The sequence below is a fragment of the Chryseobacterium sp. P1-3 genome, from assembly GCF_000738495.1.
Lineage (GTDB): Bacteria > Bacteroidota > Bacteroidia > Flavobacteriales > Weeksellaceae > Chryseobacterium > Chryseobacterium gallinarum.
Genome location: NZ_JPEQ01000024.1, coordinates 1 through 20,316, shown reverse-complemented (window position 1 = coordinate 20,316; position 20,316 = coordinate 1). Strand labels below are relative to the sequence as shown.

Genomic DNA, 20,316 nt, shown 5'->3' with positions numbered 1-20,316 from the left:
AATCCTTATCCCGAACTGACGTTAAAATATTATTTTTTTAAGATAATTCTGCCATTTGGACTTCTTTTTCTTTCTTTGAAGGCAGGTTCATTAAAACAATAGCAAAAAGAATCAAAATGATCCCCACCCATTGTATTAAAAAGACTTTTTCGCCCAACAAAACGAAGGCCATGGTTACGGAAACCGGAAGTTCCAGAGAAGAAACAATACTTCCCAATCCTAAGCCCGCATTCGGGAAACCGATATTGAACAGAACCGGAGGAATAATAGTTCCAAACAAAGCTAAAATAATTCCATAGGTCCAGAAAATCGAATAATTAAAAGGATGAATGTGTTCTGTATTTTCTGTAAAATTCAGATACAATGATTTCAATCCCTCAAAATGCATAGGTCCTATCTGGGCAAAGAAAAGGAATGAAAAAACAACTACAGATCCTCCTGTCAGCATGATAAGACTTTTTCTGAAAACAGGTAAATGTGTCGCTATTGTATTGGATGTAAACATCGTTAATGTATAGGAAGCGGCAGCCATCAATCCCCAGAAGACTCCGTGCCAATCCAGCTCTATTTCCATATTGATGAGGTTTGTAGCCAATACTGTTCCCAATAATACAATAATTACAGAAATTACTTTTCTGGCATTGGGTAATTTTTTGGTCAGAATACTTTCCACCACCACACTGAACCATACCGACTGCATCAGCAATACAATAGCAATGGAAACATTGATGTACTGAACAGCGATGTAATAGAATAAACTTGTTCCTCCCAATGAAGTCCCTGCAAGCATCAACATTCTGACTTCCCTGGAACTTGGTAATGATAGTTTTTGTTTTGTGGTTGCGGTTTGTATTAAATTCAGGATTAAAAGTCCTGCTAAACCTAACACAAACTGGGATGTGGTTACCTCTGAAGTTGTAAAACCGTCATGGTAAGCCATTTTAACAAATGTGGCCAACATACCATATATACTAGCTCCAATCCCGACAAATAAAACACCTTTTAGTATATTTTTCTTCTTCATAATTTTTTTTCAGCCTGCAAAGTTACAATATATAAATTAAAACTGTCTGAAACATTATGATGATAGATAAATAAAATTGCCACAAGTTTTGCTTGCGGCGATTTATACACTTCCTTATTGTTTTATTATTTTTTCTGAGTAAGTTTCATTTTTATCTGTTGTTACATTAACGATATAAATTCCTTCTTTGCGGGAGCTCAGATCTATCACTATTTCTTTTTCTCCACGAAGTACTTTATTATATACTGTATTTCCAACGAGATCTCTGATCTCCAATGTTCCCGATTTCATTTCTTTGTTCATCATTAATTTAAACAAACCAATAGTAGGATTTGGAATCAGCCGGAAAGCCTTTTCCGTTACTGAAGACTTAAAACTTACAGGCTGTGGACAACTCATATCAATATCAAAGTCAAAATACGGATATTTATTCCAGCTATACACCGTATGGGTAGACGCATTTGAATTCATTTTTACCCTAAGCTTGTGCCAACCTGTTGAGCCTGCATTTATTGCCTCGGCAAAACTGTAAGAAGAATAGAAATGAATCTTGAAATAGTTTCCTGCCTCAAATACAGGATCAGAAACCACAGGATACACTTCACCCGTTTGCAAATTGATCATATCCACCTTAAGGCTCTGTAAAGTAGCACCAGATGGAAGATAATAATGCCCGGCAATAGTACCAGGCTGATATATACACTCTCCTGGCTCATAAACAAAATCTAAGGTTCCTCCATTATTAGAGTCACAAATACTTTCCGCAATATCCTTCCAATAATTAATTTCACCAGGCGCCATACGAAATCCAGTATCTCTATTAAAATATGACCTTGAATTACCATTACTTGGATCTCCAGGAATCGTTTCAAGTGGCCCGGAATATGGTCCAAAAGGACTCGAAATAGCTGCTGCTGCCTCAATAGCATCATTATTTGAATTCGCATGAATCAAAGTGAATCTTATTGAGCTTCCCGACATAATATTCGTTTTAAACTCCATCACATTGGCAAATGCCTCATATGAATTATAATTTGATGCATAAACAGGATCTACAAGATAAGAATCAAGACTAGCTGAAGCTCGTTCTGCGTCAGTAAATACAATAACTCTTTCAGGCTTATTCCCATTTAGTGTTTTTTGGGGACTTATTATATCTGGATCCGGAATTCCCATTATTGCATTTTTGACCAATCCTAAAGATTGCTGTAAATGATCTCCAAAATCCAAACGGCGCTCAAAATTCTGAGCGGTAAAAAAAATCGTTGGTATAATCAGACTCAATATAAATTAAAGGCTTATATATTCCGGTATCATGATCCAATATTCCGTTTCCATACTGTACTACAGCTACTTTGTTTTCAGGATTGCAAGCTAAAAGCTGTTCTATTAGCTTAATCACACCACGTCTCATCGCTTGATAATCTGTCTTAGTCATAGAACCTCCATTATCAACCATAATGATATAATTAGCCTGTGCACTAAAGGTACTCCATGACATCAATGCCATGAAGAAAAAAGAAAAAATGTTTTTTTCATAGTTAAAAGTTTTAAATTTAATTCTGTTAAAATAATATTTTCTCAACAAATAGTGATCTTAGTTTAAAATTTTAACTTTTAAATATTTAATAATTTAATATTTACTGTAATTCTGAAAAAAATAAAAACCACCTATTTGAAACCTTTAAGTTTTAATTATTTTCTGATAATCTTTTCTGAACAGATTTCGTTTTGATCTGTCGCTATATTATAAATCCAAACCTAACAGGTTTATAAAAACCTGTTAGGTTATTCATCTTTCCTTTATTTTGAGTGGATAGTGAAAAAACTTCTGAAAAACAAAAAAGCCGCTCAACTGAGCGGCTCTATATTAATCAATGGTTCAAAGATTATTTACCTTCTTCCATTTTTCTTTTCAACTCTGCTAATGCATCGATGTCTCCAAGAGTAGATCTTTCTTCGTTGTTAGAAGAAGAAGATACGTTTCTGGAAGAAGCTTCTTTTACGTTTTTCTTCTCTTCATCTCTGAAGATCCCTGTGTGAGATACTACTACTCTCTTGAATTCTTTGTTGAATTCGATTACTTTGAAATCAGCTTCTTCACCTTTCTTGATTTTAGATCCATCTTCTTTCTCTAATAATCTTGAAGGGCAGAACGCTTCAACCTCAGCATCTTCGAACTGTACAGAAGCTCCTTTATCGTGAACTTCTACCGCTTTACCAGCGTGGATAGTTCCTTCAGCATATTTAGTTTCGAATTTATCCCATGGGTTTTCAGTCAATTGCTTGTGACCTAGAGATAATCTTCTAGCCTGGATATCTAATTCAAGAACTACAACATCTAATTTATCACCTACTGCACAGAACTCAGACGGGTGCTTGATTTTCTTAGTCCAGGAAAGATCAGAGATGTAGATTAATCCGTCGATACCTTCTTCTAACTCTACGAATACACCAAAGTTAGTGAAGTTTCTTACAGTTCCTACATGCTGAGATCCTACAGGATACTTAGCTTCGATGTTTTCCCATGGATCTTTAGATAATTGCTTGATACCAAGAGAAATTTTTCTTTCTTCTCTGTCTAAAGTTAATACTTCAGCTTCAACTTCATCACCTACTTTTACGAAATCTCCGGCAGATCTTAAGTGAGTAGACCAAGACATTTCAGAAACGTGGATTAATCCTTCAACACCTGGAGCGATTTCTACGAATGCACCATAGTCAGCAAGAACTACTACTTTTCCTTTTACTTTGTCACCTACTTTTAAGTCAGCAGAAAGAGCATCCCAAGGATGAGCTTCTAATTGCTTCATACCTAACTGGATTCTTGTTTTCTCATCATCGAAATCAAGGATAACCACTTTTACAGTTTGTCCGTCCTCTAGGATTTCAGATGGGTGGTTCACTCTAGACCAAGAAAGGTCTGTAATGTGAATTAATCCATCTACACCACCTAGGTCAATGAATACCCCGTAAGAAGTGATGTTCTTAACAGTACCTTCAAGAACCTGACCTTTTTCAAGCTGAGCGATGATTTCTTTTTTCTGACCTTCGATATCTGCTTCGATCAATGCTTTGTGAGAAACTACTACGTTTTTGAACTCAGGGTTGATTTTCACCACTTTGAACTCCATAGTTTTTCCTACGAACTGATCGTAATCTTTAATTGGCTTAACGTCAATTTGAGAACCAGGTAAGAATGCTTCGATTCCGTGAACGTCAACGATCATACCCCCTTTAGTTCTGGATTTAACAAAACCGTTAACGATTTCTCCAGTTTCGTGAAGTTCGTTTACTTTATCCCAAGCTTTAAGCGTTCTGGCTTTTCTGTGAGATAACTGTAATTGTCCAGTTTTGTCTTCTCTCTTGTCAACCATTACTTCTACTTCATCACCAACCTTAAGACCTTGGTTGTAACGGAATTCATTTAGAGAGATAACACCTTCAGATTTGAAGTTGATGTCTACGATAGCTTCTTTATCAGTTAATCTTACAACTTTACCAATAAGAACGTCATTGTCGTCCAAATTGTTTAATGATCCGTTGTAGATCTCTTCTAAATCGCTTTTCTCTTTTCTAGCATCAGCATCAAGACCAGATTCGAAAGAATCCCAGTCAAATTGTTCAGGTGCTACGTTTTGGTTTAATAATAATTCTGCTGAATTTGTCTCTTTTGACATATTCTAAAAAAATTTGTATTCCTTCTCTTTCAACGGTCTTAACAAATGTGATTGAAAAATACGGAAGTAATTAATAATTAATATTTTACTTTCTCAGACCTTTACCACAAAAAGTGGGTGCAAAGATACTATATTTATTTGAGATAAGCAATAGTTATTCTGTTTCATACTTACTCTTTAAAACACTGAATATCAATATTTACATCAAAAGATTAGATTTTTTTAATTTAAAAAAGGGAAAGTCACGGGATCAGTTCATCAGTGTTTCATCTAATGCCCTTTCAAATTCTTTTTCCGTTTCATGATTATAGAATGGTACCGCAGTTATCAAATATTGGTCTGTATGAAATGTAATGGTTTTCTTCTTCCCTCCCATTTCCCTTAAAAAATCTTCTTTCCATCTATCATAATCCAGCAGATGTGTTCCTTTCGGCTCTATAAAAACCTGGTAAGTCAGCTGTTTATCTTTCTTCTGGCTACAAAACAGGATAAAATCTGGCTCAAAAGCACGCCCCAGCTTATCAAAGATTTTAATTTCCCTTTCATTACGGATCAGATGAATGTTCTGAAACTTCTGATTCAACCCTTTGAAGCGCCTGGAAAACAATTCTACAAACCGTTTTTCTTCAATGGTCCCGTAATTGGCATTGTAAGCATACCAGGCTTCACCTGAAACCAAATGCTCCTGCCCTTCTGCCCTTTCACTGCCTTTTGTAACCCTGATTTCTTTATCCCTGAAAACCTGATGGAGAGGCTGTGCCCGAAATGCAGAGCCTTCATAATCCGGAGTGTTATGTTTAATATCTGCTTCTATATTTTGCAGTAATCCATTCAGCGCCTGAAGGTAATCAAAATGCGAAATTTCCTGAAGACGGCTCCGGGTCCCGTAGAATATGATTTCCATACCTCCCAGATACTTCTCATCCTCTATAAAATCCCAGATCGACGTTATATTAGGAAAATAGCGGGAAAGATTATCAAAGTAATAAAACGGATTCCTGCTTAAGGCATACCTGACCACATGTTTCTGAATATCCTGGATTCTTACTCCTTCAGACTTAATACTATCATCAAGTGGAACCGATTTTTCCAATTCAAAAAACACATTGGAAGTTTTCCCACTTCCTGAAGAAAGCTGGTAGCTGAACTTAGGCTTACTAATACCCAAATCTTTAAAAGACTTTATATGTGTAAGATTTTTGGGGATTTTTTTATTGGAAAAAACCACACCTTTTTTATAGAATTCAGAGGCCTTAAATGCTGCTTTCAGTTTTAGCTGTTTGGTTTCAAGGTTGGCTTCATCTTCATAGATCCCGGAGTCTACCAATGCTTTTTTAAGTTCGGAAATATAACGACTGTCTTCTTTGGTATGGTAATATAATTCCTCCAAGATTTTCAGATCATTTGAAATATCATTGTCATATTTCCTTACAAATTTATCATCTCCTTCTTTCACAGCGAAAGGATAATATCTTGCTCCACGGCCTATTAGCTGAGCTTCAGAAAGGGTGGTTTTTCCCGGGTTACCCTCTTTTCCATCACGGTCTTCGTATAACCTTACAATATCAAACAAATTGAGGACATCCCAGCCTTCATTGAGCTTCTGAACTGCAAATACAGCACGGATAGGGTTATTTTCGTCTTCCAGGGTGTTAAGCAGAATCTGATTTTTTTCCGCTTCGGAGTCATTATTGGCACTCAGGCAGTTTTCTTCCCTGAAATAAGCCTGTATCCGTTTTACTATTTCACTTTCTGATATATTGCTGGCTTCGAAAAACTCAAAAGCTTTTTGAACAACGGGAACCGCAGATGTTTTTCTGATCTTATCCACCATTGCTTCAGACAGATCCTCTATCAGCTTATGAAAATTTTCCTTATTCTGTTCAGATTCCCTGATGGTCTTTTTTAGCTTTAAAAAGAATAACGGGTTTCAGATTAATATGATGAATGGTGGCCAGCTCCTGGCGGTACAAATTCAGAATCAAAGCCTGAATAATCCTTTCTTTTTCATCATACAGGGAGCGGACCAGATTGATTTCCTTGGAGAACTTATCATTCCTGAACTGGGCAAGGTCATACTTATAAATAACTTTATCTTTGTATTTCCCGGTAATTTCCCGGCTTTCATAATCTAGAGTTGCCGTAAATTCCAGCAGGATATTTTCAAAATCCTGGTGCAGGATCTGTAAAACGGTTTCTTCCCAGCTTCCAAACAGGTTGCCGCTTTTGGTACTACTGTTCAGGTGATGCGCCTCATCGGCAATCAGAACGATTTTCTTGTCCTGAAAATCCTCATAGGTAACACTATTTTCTTTGCTATTGTTTAAATCAATATGAAGCTGCTGGATGGTGGTAAATTTGATGTTGATATTTTCATGATCTGATTCATCAAAATTATCTATCTGCTTCAAAAAGACTTCTTTACCATTGATCACGATTTTATCCCGGAATAAATATTTGGAGGTCTGAGGATTAAGAAAATTATCCTTCGTTTTCTGAATAATATTATTGCTGTTAACAAAAAACAAAAAGTTACGGTATCCTTTTTCATAAAGATGGAGCATCAAGCCTCCCATGATCAAGGTTTTCCCGCTTCCTGTCGCCATATTATAAAGAAGGTGAAGAGGTTTCCCTGGTTTTCCTTCAAAATCTTCGTGTTCGGTATATAAATAGCGCCTGAATGCTTCTTCCTGATAAGGGCGAATCCCAAATCTCAGATTGTCAGTGATGCCGTTGGGTAAATCAAATTCCGCCAATGCCTTATGAGCAAACGGATTATTGAATATCTCGTGTAAAAATGTCATGATTTAGTTTTTAAGTTGATAAAATTCCTGAGTCACTTTTCGCTCTTCCGGAGTACATTCAAAGTTTTGATCGTTAAGAGAAGAGAGATTGACATAGAGCTGGTTCTTGTCGAGCAGTTCACAAAGGTGGTGCTTTTGTTCTTTAAGGCTTAATGCTTTAAAGTCTTCTATACATTGCTCCTGCCTTTGGATATCTACATTATAGTTGAGAAAAGATCTGGCTTTCATCTCTTCCCAGATGTGAAGAAGTGTTTCTTCATCTTTTGCCTTTTCTATTTTTTCTATGAAGGTCTGGTTGTATTTTTTGAGTTCGAGATAGATGAATGAACCGCCGCCTTGCCAGTTGACGGATTTGGAAATACCGCCTTGTTCGCTATCAATTACTTTTTTCAAACGCTCTACAGCGACAGTCTCAATATAATCCATTTGCTCTATCCCGATATATTGACGGTTCATTTTATGAGCTGTGGATGCTGTGGTACCACTTCCGAGATGATAGTCGAGAATGATGTCGTTTTTCTTCTGTAACAGCTTTTAATTAAAAAAACTAATTAAAGATTCTGGTTTTGGAAAAGAATTAAAATTTAAATTAAGCGATTCAATATGTTTTTTTGAATCTTCGTTTGTTTCAATTCCTAAAGCTTTAGATAAATATACCTCATCTAAGAGTTTATCCGGAGCCAAATTAGAGGAATATTTTCTTTGATATCTGATAGAAAACTTATTAGATTTAATGATAAAATAAGTTCCATTCATTATTTCAGAATCTAAAAATGATTGTTGCCATTTAAAACGTCCTTTAAACTGAATTGTATTTTCATTCTTACCATTTTTAATATTCAAATCATTAAGTAATTCAACCTTATCATAATTTCCTTTTTTATAAGTGCCGTCCGGAATCTTGAATTCGATCATTTGGGGCTGAAATTCTAAAACCGTTATTGGATTACCACTATTTAATAATGGTGCATCATCATTATTACTTTCTCTTCCAATATAACTTTTTGCATCTAACAATTTTTCATAACAGTGAATAAATTCTATATTCTTTCTAGATTTCTTTGACAAAGCTGGTGCATTATCTGTATTTTTCCAGATAAATGTTTCTATAAAATTTTGTTTTTTAAAAACTTCATCTAACAAAATTTTTAAAGGAGCTTGTTCATTATCATCACATTGAATAAATATTTTTCCTTCTTTACCAAGTAATTCCCTAGCTATTTCTAGACGATTTTTCATAAAAGTTAGCCATGAACTTTCATTGAAACTATCATTATATTGAAAACTATCACCTCCGGTATTATACGGCGGATCTATATAAATCAGCTTCACTTTTCCGGCAAATTCCTTTTTCAGAGAATGTAATGCTAACAGATTGTTTCCTTTGATAATCAGGTTATCGGTAATGGTTCCGTTTTCGTCACGGTTAAATCCGTCAAAAGAATGTTCACCATCCCGGTCAAACCGTTTGGCATTGGTTAATACTTTTGGATCAAGCAGTTCTGTGATTTCGTCCTGTGCCAGGGTTTCATTAAAAAAGATCTCTTCTCTTTTATCTTCTTCACGGCTTTGTCCGCCTTCAAGGATACAGTCTTTAAATGGCCAGACCAATGAGACTTCATTGCGTTGTTTCAGATGTTTACCATCAATCGTTAACCCTACTTTGTTTTTGAATTGGGTATAACTGTCATTCAGATAGTTTTTCTGCTCAAGAAACCGGATAAAAAGATTTTGTTTAAATACCCGGACATTTTTTTACTTTCACAAAAAATTTTTCCTTCAGATCGGGATCATCCAACAGCAGCCCGATCAGTTCTTCATCAAAATTCTGTGCTTTATTCAGGACCACCCATTTTTTAATTTCTCCGTTATCGGAAACGTAATTAGGTTCTTTTTTTAATCTGCCTTTCAAGGGTTTGATAAAGTTTCATGGTATTGTATTTTATTACCTCAAATCTATTATCAAAAACTGGCCGGACATTACGGTAAACCGTAAATAACAATGACAAGCCAAGATATGAGACCTGCGGTAAGAGTCAAACTTTATATCATCATGGCCTTGAATCACTCAACTATCAGCCATCCTAAAACTGTACTCCTGTAACCTATGACCTAATTCACTACCTTTGCAGCATGGAACTACAATCAATTTATCAAAAACTGCAGATTCAGGATATGAATCAGATGCAGAAATCTACTTATAAAGCCTCTGAGGACCATACGGATATTGTCCTGCTTTCTCCTACTGGATCAGGAAAGACCCTTGCCTTTTTATTTCCGGTTCTCAGAAATCTGAAAAGAAATGTTCAGGGCGTGCAGGCATTGATCCTGGTTCCTGCCAGAGAACTGGCATTACAGATCGAGCAGGTTTTTAAAGCTATGGGTACGGATTTCAAAGTTTCCGTTTGCTATGGTGGTCATGATAAAAAAATTGAGGTCAACAATTTAATTGAAGCTCCGGCTGTTCTGATCGGAACTCCGGGAAGGGTCGCTTATCACATACGAAATAATAATTTTGATCCGGAAACCATTACAACATTGGTTCTGGATGAGTTTGACAAGGCATTGGAACTAGGGTTTCACGATGATATGGAGTTTATCATCAATTCATTGAAAGGCGTTTCTCAAAGAATTCTTACTTCTGCAACCGTAATGGATGAAATTCCTGCATTTACAGGATTAAAAAAGGAGAAAATCATCAATTTCCTTAAAGAAAAGGAAGTAAAACCTGATATTCAGCTGAGAAAAGTAATGACAATTCCGGAAGAAAAACTGGATACCTTGTTCAACCTTGTCTGTAAAATCGGGAACAAAAGAACCCTGATATTCTGTAATCACCGTGACGCTGTAGACCGTATTTCGGAACTACTGCATCAGATGGGAATTGATAGGGAAACATTCCATGGCGGAATGGAGCAGGATGAAAGGGAGCGTGCTTTACTGAAATTCAGAAATGATTCCGCCAGAATTCTTATTACAACGGATCTTGCTGCTCGTGGACTTGATATTCCTGAAGTGGAATCTATTGTTCATTATCAGCTTCCTCCAAAAGAAGATGCTTTCATCCACAGAAATGGCCGTACCGCAAGAATGAACGCCAAAGGATTTGTCTATCTGATTATGACAGAAGAGGAAAATTTTCCATTCATTAAAAGCAATACTCCTGAAGAAAGTGTCGCCGGATTTACCAAAGTCCCGCAAAAAACGCCTTTCCAGACGATTTACATCAGTGCAGGAAAAAAAGACAAGGTCAATAAAGTGGATATTGCAGGCTATTTGCTTAAAAAAGGCGAATTACAAAAAGAAGAGGTGGGTATTATTGAGGTAAAAGATACGACTTCTTATGTAGCGGTTGCCAGAAATAAGGTGAATGCTGTTTTGAGAAAGCTTCAGAATGAAAAACTGAAGGGAAAAAAAGTGAAAATGGAGGTTGCTTATTAAGGCTTCAACTCGATAAACCATTGTTATTGTGAACGAAGTAAAACTATATCAATAGTTTGCAAACCACAAAAGTCACAAAAGATTTAAACATCTAAGTTATTTAAGTTAGAAAGCTTTGCAGATATAAAGTTCACATAAGTTTTTGAAAATCTCCGATTTTCATTGATGTGATACTGCTACAAATATTCAATTGAAGACGTAATCATTCCCCTTCTCCGGAGGGGTGGCAAAAGGTTTACAATATAGCAAAAGCGCTCAAAAGTCTCTTAAAACAAACTTTTGAGCGCTTTTTTATATTCCTTTATCATTTATTTTATCCCTCTCACTCTCGTCGGAAAAGTATACACCGATTTTGAGGCGGTTATGAATAAAACATTGTTATTTTCTCCTCCGAAAGTCACATTGGATGTCCATTCTTCAGGAATGGAAATATGATACATCTTTTTTCCCTCACGGTTAAAAACATGCACCCCGTCTCCGGTTAAATAAAGGTTTCCATGCTTATCCAGCGTCATTCCGTCTGACCCCATTTCACAAAAAAGCCTTTTCTCCGACAGCTTACCTTCCCCCAAAATGTCATAAACATAAGTTTTTCCGGCATCAATGTCTGAAACATATAATTTTTTTAGTTTTTCACTTCCTATGATTCCATTAGGCTGGATAAAAGTTTCCAGCCTGGAAATCTTACCCTCCTTACTTCTGTAGTACAAACTTTTATGAAACAGTTCCTGCTTAAAATTGACCCAATAGTCTCTTTCATACAAAGGATCAGTAAAATACATGCCTCCAGAAGCATCATTCCATACATCGTTGGGGCCGTTTAGCCTCTTCCCTTCAAATCCTTTTGAAAGGACTTCCACCTTTTTATCTTTTGATATTTTCCAGATTTCCCCCTGATCGTCTGAACAGGTAATCAAATTATCATCTTTATCAAAATGGGTTCCGTTTGCCCTTCCCGTTTTATCTAAAAATTCAATGATCCGGTTGGTTTTCCAATCCCAAAAATAAATTTTATCATTGGGCTGGTCGGTGAAATAGACATTTCCTTCACTATCCGCGGATGGTCCTTCTGTAAAACTGAACTGATCGGAAACTTTTTCCGGCTTTACCCCTTCATAAAACATTTTGCTATAATTTACTGATTGACAGTTTACCAATGCGAAAACCAAACCAATCATTCCTATTTTACAGATATTCTTCATTCTTCATTTTTTAAATCTGCAATTTACAACATCAGTAACAGTTTTAAAGCTATTTTTTTATTGTATTGAAGCAAAAACCGGAAGATCATTACAACCTGAAAAAGACCAAAAGGAAGAACGGAGAATGAATTCATAATTCTATTTAAACAGACCAATATTCTTATACAACTGATCTAACAGGATAAACTGCAAACAAAAAGGACCAGCCGGTGCTGATCCTTTTGTTTATCAGATTTGAGGCCTGAGATGGAAGATGAAAGCCATAGTGCCCTAAGAATAACCATAATCTGTTTTATCCTCTTTACAATAATGAATGATGTCGTTGACCAGTCATTATACCTGAAGTAATTTCCAGCATCTTCTTCCAGCTTCCAGCCTTTATACTTAATTTTCTTACGAACCCAGGTTATTTTATAATCAACTTGCTGTTGTATACTCCTTTTAAAGACTTAATGCTTATCATATACACTCCTTTCGGAACATTTACATTAAATTCTTTGGTATGGTTACCTTCACTTCTATAGTCTGTATTATAGATCAGTCTTCCGCTGGAATCAAACAGGGTTACTTTCATTTCTCCTTTTATATTCCGGGATTTCACAAAGAAGTTACCATCACTTGGGTTAGGATAAATTTTAATATCATCTGCCAATGGAGATACCACTTCTTTGGTTTCCAAAGTTTGGGTCTGCTGGGTACATACTTCAAGGGACCACCCTGTAATACTGCCTACACTTCCTGGTCTGTTATCCGATGCATACAGCTTCCATTCTCCCTGGGCCTTATGTCCTTTAAAAACATTCAATGGTTCATTTGATTTAATTTGACCCTGTACCGGTGATGCACAGGCTACAGCATTCCCTGTGTCACTAAATGAAGCTGTAATTCCTGAATTTCCGTTACACAACCTGTTCCAGATAAGTGCTGATGTACCTACCGGACTTTCAATTCCTATTGCCAGATGTCTTATATTTGGATGTGTTACTGTAGGAGTCACCTTAATTTTAGTAATTGTTCCGGTATTGTTCACCATCAATGGAACATTAATTCTTGGGGCGGATATATTGGAACCTCCCGGCCCGTCAGGGATAGCTACCGCTGGCCCGCTATAAGTATAAGTAGTACAGTTCTCACCCATAACAACATAATCAATCACAAAGCTTGGGCTCACGGCATAATAGATATTTCCTACAGCTTCTATCATAATAAATGCATTCGCAGAAGTAGATCCTGCAGGAATCATAATCTGTTCATTGCCATCATTAGGTGTATTGGCAGCTATTGTGGTAAATGTCTGTCCACCATCTGTAGATAATTTGATATTAACATTTGCCGTATTAACCGGAGCCTGATTGGTATTAGCAACATCCCAGGTTATATTGGCCATATTTCCCGAGTTCAGCGACTGTCCGAATGTAGGTGCTGTTACCTGAAAAGGACCTGCTGCGGCATTCACGGTAACAACCATATCATCCTTATTTGTTTGGGGTGCTATAGGATTATTATTTCTTACCGTTAGTCTGAAATTCAGGTTTCTTGCCACACTGGAAACGGATTCCCAACGGGTTGATAAAACACCTGCCAACACCTGATTAAACTCAGGTAAATATCTTACCGGTGTACTCCTGGGGGCAACAGATCTAAAGTTAGGACCCGCCGGCTTAGTTGGATACGCAAGGCTTGACACATCTGTTTCTGCATTAGTTGCCTGGTTCATTTGCTCCCATGTATAGGTATAGGAAGCAGTGTTTCCATCATTTGTTTTTCCTTTTAACAGGTAAGGTGTGGATTTCGGTATGGTATAATCGGCACCGGCATCTACGGTAGGAGCAGCAACTCCAAAAGGCGTTGTGGTACCACAGCTTACGCTGCTTATCCTGTTTTTAATTTCCGTCAGGTTATACGTATGGAAATAGTCATTAGAATTGTACTGAACATCAAAAACACCACCCATAATTCCTGTATAAGCCATAATAGTACTTCCGCTTCCCGGCTCTACTTCCGAGGTTCCGCTACCGTTTAAATAATAAGTAAAAGTATGGTTAGCTCCCATCTGATGTCCCATTTCATGGGCAACATAATCAACGTCAAACTTATCTCCTTCAGGAAAGTTATGGGCTGTCCAGCCTCTTCCCGGCCGGCTTCCGCACAGTGCATCCAGATAAGCTGCCCCATTCGCATTTTTTTTTGTCTAATAAATGCCCCATATCAAAGTTGGAAGCACTGATCACTGAGGTTATCCCGGTATTGGCATCATCCGGTCCGGCATTATCGGGATAAGGATCGCTGAGTTTATCCAGAAATATAATGGCATCATTATTATCTATTAAATTAAAATGCAAGGATAAATCTCTTTCAAAAACACCGTTTAGTCTCGTTAAGCTGGCGTTCATCGCAGCAAGAACCACCGCTTTTTTCTGGGCATCCGTTGCATTGGGTGAAGTACCTGCAGCGGCTAAATGATATTCTGCATACTCTCCGGTACAGGAAAGTGCCATCCTGAACACATTGAAACCTGCCGTTTTTTTTATTTACAGCTTCGTTTTTTTTTTTCCACAGGAGCATTTTTTTTTCACTGCATCCATCGTAGAGCACTCGAAAGGCTCTTTCTCCTGTCCCCTTCTTGCATTGGAGTCAAAAACAGCGTAAACCATCCTGTCTTCCGTATAAGGTTCAATGAATTCAGATAACCCGGAACGGATAATCATGGATGAAAATCCTGTGGGAGACAAACTAAAACGTAAATAGGCGGTAGGATCTTCTATTCCTATCCCTACATACGACCGGATATCCGGAAATCTGGCTTGTAATCCCGGAGCCATATTGGAAGATTCCCAGACCTGGAACTCCTCCAGCCTTCCCTGAACATTGGGAACGGAAATAACAGTCCCTTTTGCATTGGAAAAACGCATGGGAGCATTTTTTAAACTTTGCTTTAGTGTATTGGCATCTAATGTATAAAGCCCCGCGAACTCCAGTTTTTCCTGGTTCTTTTTAACTTTCTGAGATCTCAGCTCTGTTCTTGTCCACTGTGAAAACCCCAAAAAGGGCACCATCAGTGCGAAAATAAAGAAATAAACGTTTCATATCTTTGTATTTTTTTGTGTTTCACTAAGTTATATAAAAAAACATCAATTACCTAATCTTTTCACACTAATATGAATAAAATAATATGTTTATAATAAAAAAAGAGGTCATATCATTTTAAAACATTACAGTACTTTAGCAAAATAAAAAGGATTTGTTGTTTTGAATAAAGCAAAATCAAAAGGATCTGCAGTTCCTCTGGCATGACATTTATATAGATTCGATCATATATTTGGATGGATCTTTAAAAAAATTTTTATCTTTGAATTTTAGGAGTTGTAAAATGAAAATAAATTTACCTGACAAACTGTATTATTCTATTGGGGAAGTTGCGAAAGCCTTCGATGTAAACACTTCATTAATACGGTATTGGGAACAGGAATTCCCTATCATTAAGCCTAAAAAAAACAGGAAGGGCAATCGTTATTTCACTCCCGAAGACATTAAAAACCTGCAGATGATCTACCATCTGGTTAAAGAAAAGGGCTATACTTTGGATGGCGCCCGTGTGGCTTTAACTACCAACAGCAAAATTTCCGAAACCATCACTCTGATTGACAGGCTCGAGTTTGTAAAAGCAGAGCTTATCAAACTGAAAGAATCTCTTGGTGAAAGGGAAGCAGAATAAAAGCTTCCAATTCCGGAACTGTTTCCATCTCCTATGTGATTAAGCCCGAACGGATAGTATTATTGGTATTGATAATTTCAGGAGCATCTGCGCTGTTTTGAGGAAAACTTGCCCTTATATTTCCTAGATGGTCTTTATACTGATATATATTGTTTTTAAGAACTAAACCTCCACTAAGTTATGAGAGGTTAGATTTTATTTACTCAATCCGGGAGACTTTGCAGAGCTGGGGTTCAACAAACCATTATTTTGAATTTTCAATTTCAAAACCGCTTGCTTTAAATTCATTATAAAAATCATCAAACAAAATATTATCCGAAAAATATTTCTCAAAGTTCTTAAATCCTTTTATTTTTAAAATTGGTGTTTTTTCTCTTTTTTTTAATTGATGCGCTGATACTGATCAAACAATCTATAAATGAATTTATTTCGGTTCCAAAATATCCATATGAATTAAAAAAAGCTTTTCCAATTTCATAATATACATCCAAATCGGTTCTGACTTTTGAAAAGTCAATTTCTATAATCGGATTCGTATTATCTATTGTTTCTCTAACCCCATTCAATAGGAAACATCCTCTTAAGTAATAATACTTTTGCTTATCATTTAATTCATACCATTTTATTTTTTCCTTTTTGTCAGTGAGAAGTTTAAAATTATCTATATATCCTTGGTTATATATCCATAAAGGATCGTCAAGGACTCCTGTTAAAATAATTTCTCTGTTTTTAATTAAAATATCCAAGGCATTAAAATAATAATCGTTTTTAAAAGTTTTAAGGCCTTTAAACGAAACTCTGATGACTATATCCTGCTTAGAGATTTCTCCGAATTGAAGATTAATAGACTTAATATCGTCTCTTTTAACAACTATTTTGTCAAAATCTTTTTTACGAATGAGTTTTATATACTTCGTTGTAAATAACACTTTTTCTTCTAATACAAAATTTATTTCCATTTTACTGCTGAGCTTGTTGGTATTTGTATAATTTTATTATAATCATGATTGATAACTAATCCCCATCTTCCATCTGGATGTTGAACAATTCGACTGCTATTTAAATCCTACGATACCTGTACATCTTTTATTTACCATTCTAATGCTCCATTCCATTTGGAGCTACGCTCTACTGTTTTTGTAATCCAAATAGTTGAAGCATTTTACTAATCAATAGATAATATCTTTAATATTTCAATTTCTCCAACAGGTGTTAGCCCTTCTGTAAACATTACTTTTTCTCCTACTTTAAATTTAGTACCCAAAAATTCTTTGGATAAGAAATTGATTTCTACTTCATCTTCTTCACCAGGCAAAAAAGATTTCTTATTATTTAATAATAGTATTCTTCCAGAAGTTAATCCTTTTCCCAAATCAAAAGTAGGTCTATAGCCACTAATAAAAGGGGTTTGTCTTACATCTTGATATAAGTTTAACTTTGCTCTAATTGTTATCATATTTTACTAATTTTATGTATTGGGCTATGATTTAACGGAATAATTAACTTAACATTTTGAAATAAATGCGATGGTATTACTTACAGTTTTAATTCCATCGGCTTCAAAGAATGTCGCTTGCTTCATAACACTTTGAGGAACTTTAGCTTTTATTATCGTGTTTGCTGTTCCATCCCATTTCCTGTTTCATATCCTGTACCAGATCTAAGACCATTACTAAACTATATCATCTAATTCTGCAGGAGAATCTGACCTATAAAGTCATTTCTGCTTTCTCAACAGCCAATTCAGCTTTTAATACATCAGCAGCAGCCATAGCTTCAGCTCTAATAATTCCCGGAGCCGCCTTCTCTTTTGTTAAAATACAGCTAAAGCAGCTAATCCCAGTGCCTGCGTCTGGTTTTCTGGAGAAATATTATTGGTAATTGCAATGCCCAAAACATCCCACCAGATGAGCTTCTCGCTCGTGCTATTTAACATCTATTAAATTTACGTTTATTTACAAATAATAAAACAAAACCTTCACTACAAAGGTTTTTGTTTTTTATTCAGACACGAACTAGAAGCTCGCCAGCGGAAGGATGTTCAACAAACCATTATTTTGAATTTTCAATTTCAAAACCGCTTGCTTTAAATTCATTATAAAAATCATCAAACAAAATATTATCTGAAAAATACTTTTCAAAATTCTTGAATCCTTTTATTTTTAAAACAGGCATTTTTTCTCTTTTTCTCATTGATTCATCAATATTAATCAAACAATCTCTGAATGAATGGAATTCGGTCCCAAAATATCCATATGAATTAAAAAATGCTTTTCCAATTTCATAATATACATCCAAATCAGTCCTGGCTTTTGATAAATCAATTACTATGATAGGATTCATATTATCTATAGATTTTCTTAATCCTCCTAGAAAATAGCATCCTCTTAAGTAATAATACTTTTGCTTATCATTTAATTCATACCATTTTATTTTTTCCTTTTTATCACATAGCAACTTAAAATTATCAATATATCCCTGATTGTATATACTTAAGGGATCATCAAGAATTCCTGTTAAAACAATTTCTGTATTACTAATTAAAATATCTGAAACATTAAAAATATAATCATTTTTAAAAGTTTTAAACGAGGCTCTTATGATTACATCCTGTTTATATATTTTTTCGAATTGAAGATTAATAGACTTAATATCACCTCTTTTAATAACTATTTTGTCAAAATCTTTTTTACGAATGAGTTTTATGTATCGCGTTGACAATAAAGTCTTTTCTTCTGATAAAAAATTTATTTCCATTTTACTACTGAACTTGTTGGTATTTGTATAATTTTTGTGTAATCATGATTGGTAACTAATCCCCATTTTCCAGAAGGATGTTGGAGAATTCTACTCCCATCTAAATGAGTACCTGGAACATCTTTTATTTTCCATTCTAAAGCTCCAACCCATTTTGTGCTTATTCCAGATCTATTTTCAGTTACTGCTTGTGCACCATTCCTTATTATTGGATTACCTCCCCAGCTAAGATTTCAGTGAAATCGCTTGTAACACTTTTAGGTAAATTTTTAGGATCAATCCTTAGAGGACCTGCTCCCCAAATATTAGCCATTTCTGTACGAGAAAGAGCTTTTATTTCTCCATTAGCAGCCATAGCTTCAGCTCTAATAATCCCCGGAGCCGCCTTCCCTTTTGTTAAAATGATCGCTAAAGCCGCTAATCCCAGTGCCTGCGTCTGGTTTTCAGGAGAAATATTATTGGCAATTGCAATACCCACCGCATCCCACACACTGCTCATCATTCTACTCCTCTGTCATTTCTTACCCATGACATTAAATCAAATGCTCTGCCTTCATTTGGAAAGAACCCTGCAAGAGCACGGTCAAATGCCATCCCCATGGCAAGATATTAGGAAAATAATTATCCCCTTATTCCATGTGCTGATGTTCCCTTTTCCTGTTACCGTAATTGGAACTGTGAAATAAAATCCTCCTCCACCCCACCGCGAACTTCTGGCTCATGCTATTTAACATTTTTTAAATTTACATTTATTCCCAAATTATAAAAACAAAACCTTCACTATTGCAAAGGTTTTGCTTTTTATTCAGACACGAGCAAGATGATCGGCCAGCAGAGGGAAATATCCTCCGAAGAACTGGAATAAAATTGGATAATCTTTTATAAAACTCACGCTATTTTTCCAGCTCTTTTTTTAATCATATTCAACCATTTTAATGCATCTTGAGAATTCTCAAAATAACGATTTGCTTCATCTCTAACATATTCCCAATGAACTTCTACATTATTAATCAAAGCAGGTAACTCTTTTTCTTTTACTATTTTCAATATCTTTTTAGAAGCTTCTGATTTATTACAGTCCGCAATGTAGTTTGAAACCACTTCTTTATCTGTCAAATTTTCAAAATCAGCATCTGGAAAATAGGCCCCAAAAAATTGAGTTAATTGTGGAAATTCACTTTCAAAATTCATATATATTATTTTTGTTTATTATCTTGGGAATGCGGTTAATATAAAATAACCTCCACTTCCATTTGACTTTAATATAACTCTAGCATTCGTCAAATCATTAACAACATTTGTTGTTCTCATAATTCCTCTACCAATATTTGTTGAACCAGAGTATTCTAACCTTAAGCTATTAGTCATTCCTGATCGCAACCAAGATTTGATAGCATCTCTATTACTTTTTATGGTTGAAGAAATAACAGATTCTGCTATTGCTTCGTTTGTAAAAGAACTTGCACCTGTAATTCCCTTTTGAGTAGCTAAACGGCTGATTAAATCTGCATCGGTTTTACCAACATGTCTTGCCAATGTATGTCCTAATGTAGATCCTTCATGATAAGCCAACCATCCTTCTGTTTTTATAATTCCAGGAGCCGCCTTCCCTTTTGTTAAAATGACCGCTAAAGCCGCTAATCCCAGTGCCTGCGTCTGGTTTTCAGCAGAAATATTGTTGGCAATTGCAATA

General features: G+C 35.7%; 21 protein-coding genes and 1 pseudogene. 2 read left to right on the top strand and 20 right to left on the bottom strand.

Going from position 1 to position 20,316, the window contains the following annotated elements; all coding sequences use genetic code 11:
- Positions 1–37: 37 nt before the first annotated feature.
- The 9 genes from HX13_RS20630 to HX13_RS22680 all read right to left on the bottom strand — a co-directional run bounded on the left by HX13_RS20630 (position 38) and on the right by HX13_RS22680 (position 9,420).
- Positions 38–1,024, bottom strand: a complete 987-nt coding sequence (locus tag HX13_RS20630) for an EamA family transporter (RefSeq protein ID WP_050022615.1) — start codon at positions 1,022–1,024, stop codon at positions 38–40.
- Positions 1,025–1,138: 114 nt separating this feature from the next.
- Positions 1,139–2,200 (bottom strand): T9SS type A sorting domain-containing protein, encoded by a 1,062-nt coding sequence (locus HX13_RS20625; RefSeq protein ID WP_128572544.1) that lies wholly within the window; start codon positions 2,198–2,200, stop codon positions 1,139–1,141.
- 61 nt (positions 2,201–2,261) lie between these two features.
- On the bottom strand, positions 2,262–2,525 hold the full coding sequence (locus tag HX13_RS20620; RefSeq protein WP_185113629.1) for a vWA domain-containing protein: 264 nt from the start codon (positions 2,523–2,525) through the stop codon (positions 2,262–2,264).
- 388 nt (positions 2,526–2,913) lie between these two features.
- The gene (gene rpsA, locus HX13_RS20615; protein WP_050022612.1) at positions 2,914–4,704 is read right to left on the bottom strand and encodes a 30S ribosomal protein S1; all 1,791 of its coding nucleotides are present in this window, start codon (positions 4,702–4,704) and stop codon (positions 2,914–2,916) included.
- 250 nt (positions 4,705–4,954) lie between these two features.
- Entirely contained in the window at positions 4,955–6,538 is a 1,584-nt protein-coding gene (locus HX13_RS23030; protein ID WP_202962942.1) for a hypothetical protein, read from the bottom strand.
- 49 nt (positions 6,539–6,587) lie between these two features.
- Positions 6,588–7,508: a DEAD/DEAH box helicase family protein gene (locus HX13_RS23025; RefSeq protein WP_202962941.1), complete on the bottom strand. Its 921-nt coding sequence runs from the start codon at positions 7,506–7,508 to the stop codon at positions 6,588–6,590.
- Positions 7,509–7,511: 3 nt separating this feature from the next.
- Positions 7,512–8,039, bottom strand: a complete 528-nt coding sequence (locus tag HX13_RS20605) for a DNA methyltransferase (RefSeq protein ID WP_128572543.1) — start codon at positions 8,037–8,039, stop codon at positions 7,512–7,514.
- A 3-nt stretch (positions 8,040–8,042) separates the two neighbouring features.
- Entirely contained in the window at positions 8,043–9,119 is a 1,077-nt protein-coding gene (locus HX13_RS20600) for a DNA methyltransferase (RefSeq protein ID WP_050022610.1), read from the bottom strand.
- Positions 9,120–9,243: 124 nt separating this feature from the next.
- The gene (locus HX13_RS22680) at positions 9,244–9,420 is read right to left on the bottom strand and encodes a hypothetical protein (RefSeq protein ID WP_157837479.1); all 177 of its coding nucleotides are present in this window, start codon (positions 9,418–9,420) and stop codon (positions 9,244–9,246) included.
- A 221-nt stretch (positions 9,421–9,641) separates the two neighbouring features.
- On the opposite strand from HX13_RS22680, the gene HX13_RS20595 reads away from it, so the two are divergent.
- On the top strand, positions 9,642–10,949 hold the full coding sequence (locus tag HX13_RS20595; protein WP_050022609.1) for a DEAD/DEAH box helicase: 1,308 nt from the start codon (positions 9,642–9,644) through the stop codon (positions 10,947–10,949).
- Positions 10,950–11,257: 308 nt separating this feature from the next.
- On the opposite strand, the gene HX13_RS20590 is transcribed toward HX13_RS20595, so the two are convergent.
- The 4 genes and pseudogenes from HX13_RS20590 to HX13_RS20575 all read right to left on the bottom strand — a co-directional run bounded on the left by HX13_RS20590 (position 11,258) and on the right by HX13_RS20575 (position 15,207).
- Positions 11,258–12,151 (bottom strand): SMP-30/gluconolactonase/LRE family protein, encoded by an 894-nt coding sequence (locus HX13_RS20590; RefSeq protein WP_050022608.1) that lies wholly within the window; start codon positions 12,149–12,151, stop codon positions 11,258–11,260.
- Positions 12,152–12,557: 406 nt separating this feature from the next.
- A complete protein-coding gene (locus HX13_RS26525; RefSeq protein WP_410493168.1) occupies positions 12,558–13,868 on the bottom strand; it encodes a T9SS type A sorting domain-containing protein in 1,311 nt (436 codons plus the stop codon).
- A gap of 243 nt (positions 13,869–14,111) precedes the next feature.
- Positions 14,112–14,649, bottom strand: a pseudogene (locus tag HX13_RS25790) (reprolysin-like metallopeptidase); the annotation flags it as partial.
- A gap of 33 nt (positions 14,650–14,682) precedes the next feature.
- Positions 14,683–15,207: a hypothetical protein gene (locus HX13_RS20575; RefSeq protein ID WP_128572541.1), complete on the bottom strand. Its 525-nt coding sequence runs from the start codon at positions 15,205–15,207 to the stop codon at positions 14,683–14,685.
- Positions 15,208–15,521: 314 nt separating this feature from the next.
- Between HX13_RS20575 and HX13_RS20570 the strand changes: the two genes are divergently transcribed.
- Positions 15,522–15,866 carry a MerR family transcriptional regulator gene (locus HX13_RS20570; RefSeq protein WP_050022604.1) on the top strand — a complete coding sequence of 115 codons (345 nt, stop codon included), beginning with the start codon at positions 15,522–15,524 and terminating at the stop codon, positions 15,864–15,866.
- A 338-nt stretch (positions 15,867–16,204) separates the two neighbouring features.
- Here the strand turns inward: HX13_RS20570 and HX13_RS20565 are convergent, their stop codons facing one another.
- From HX13_RS20565 to HX13_RS22675, 7 genes are all read right to left on the bottom strand, one after another.
- Positions 16,205–16,825: a hypothetical protein gene (locus HX13_RS20565; protein WP_050022603.1), complete on the bottom strand. Its 621-nt coding sequence runs from the start codon at positions 16,823–16,825 to the stop codon at positions 16,205–16,207.
- A gap of 206 nt (positions 16,826–17,031) precedes the next feature.
- On the bottom strand, positions 17,032–17,322 hold the full coding sequence (locus tag HX13_RS20560) for a hypothetical protein (protein WP_050022602.1): 291 nt from the start codon (positions 17,320–17,322) through the stop codon (positions 17,032–17,034).
- Positions 17,323–17,679: 357 nt separating this feature from the next.
- Positions 17,680–17,802 carry a hypothetical protein gene (locus tag HX13_RS25785; RefSeq protein WP_262483590.1) on the bottom strand — a complete coding sequence of 41 codons (123 nt, stop codon included), beginning with the start codon at positions 17,800–17,802 and terminating at the stop codon, positions 17,680–17,682.
- Positions 17,803–17,918: 116 nt separating this feature from the next.
- Positions 17,919–18,623 carry a hypothetical protein gene (locus HX13_RS20555; RefSeq protein ID WP_050022601.1) on the bottom strand — a complete coding sequence of 235 codons (705 nt, stop codon included), beginning with the start codon at positions 18,621–18,623 and terminating at the stop codon, positions 17,919–17,921.
- 205 nt (positions 18,624–18,828) lie between these two features.
- A complete protein-coding gene (locus HX13_RS20550) occupies positions 18,829–19,125 on the bottom strand; it encodes a hypothetical protein (RefSeq protein ID WP_128572540.1) in 297 nt (98 codons plus the stop codon).
- Between the two features lie 386 nt (positions 19,126–19,511).
- On the bottom strand, positions 19,512–19,814 hold the full coding sequence (locus HX13_RS20545) for a hypothetical protein (RefSeq protein WP_050022599.1): 303 nt from the start codon (positions 19,812–19,814) through the stop codon (positions 19,512–19,514).
- A gap of 18 nt (positions 19,815–19,832) precedes the next feature.
- A partial coding sequence (locus HX13_RS22675; protein ID WP_202962940.1) for an RNase A-like domain-containing protein occupies positions 19,833–20,316 on the bottom strand: 484 nt, incomplete at its 5' end.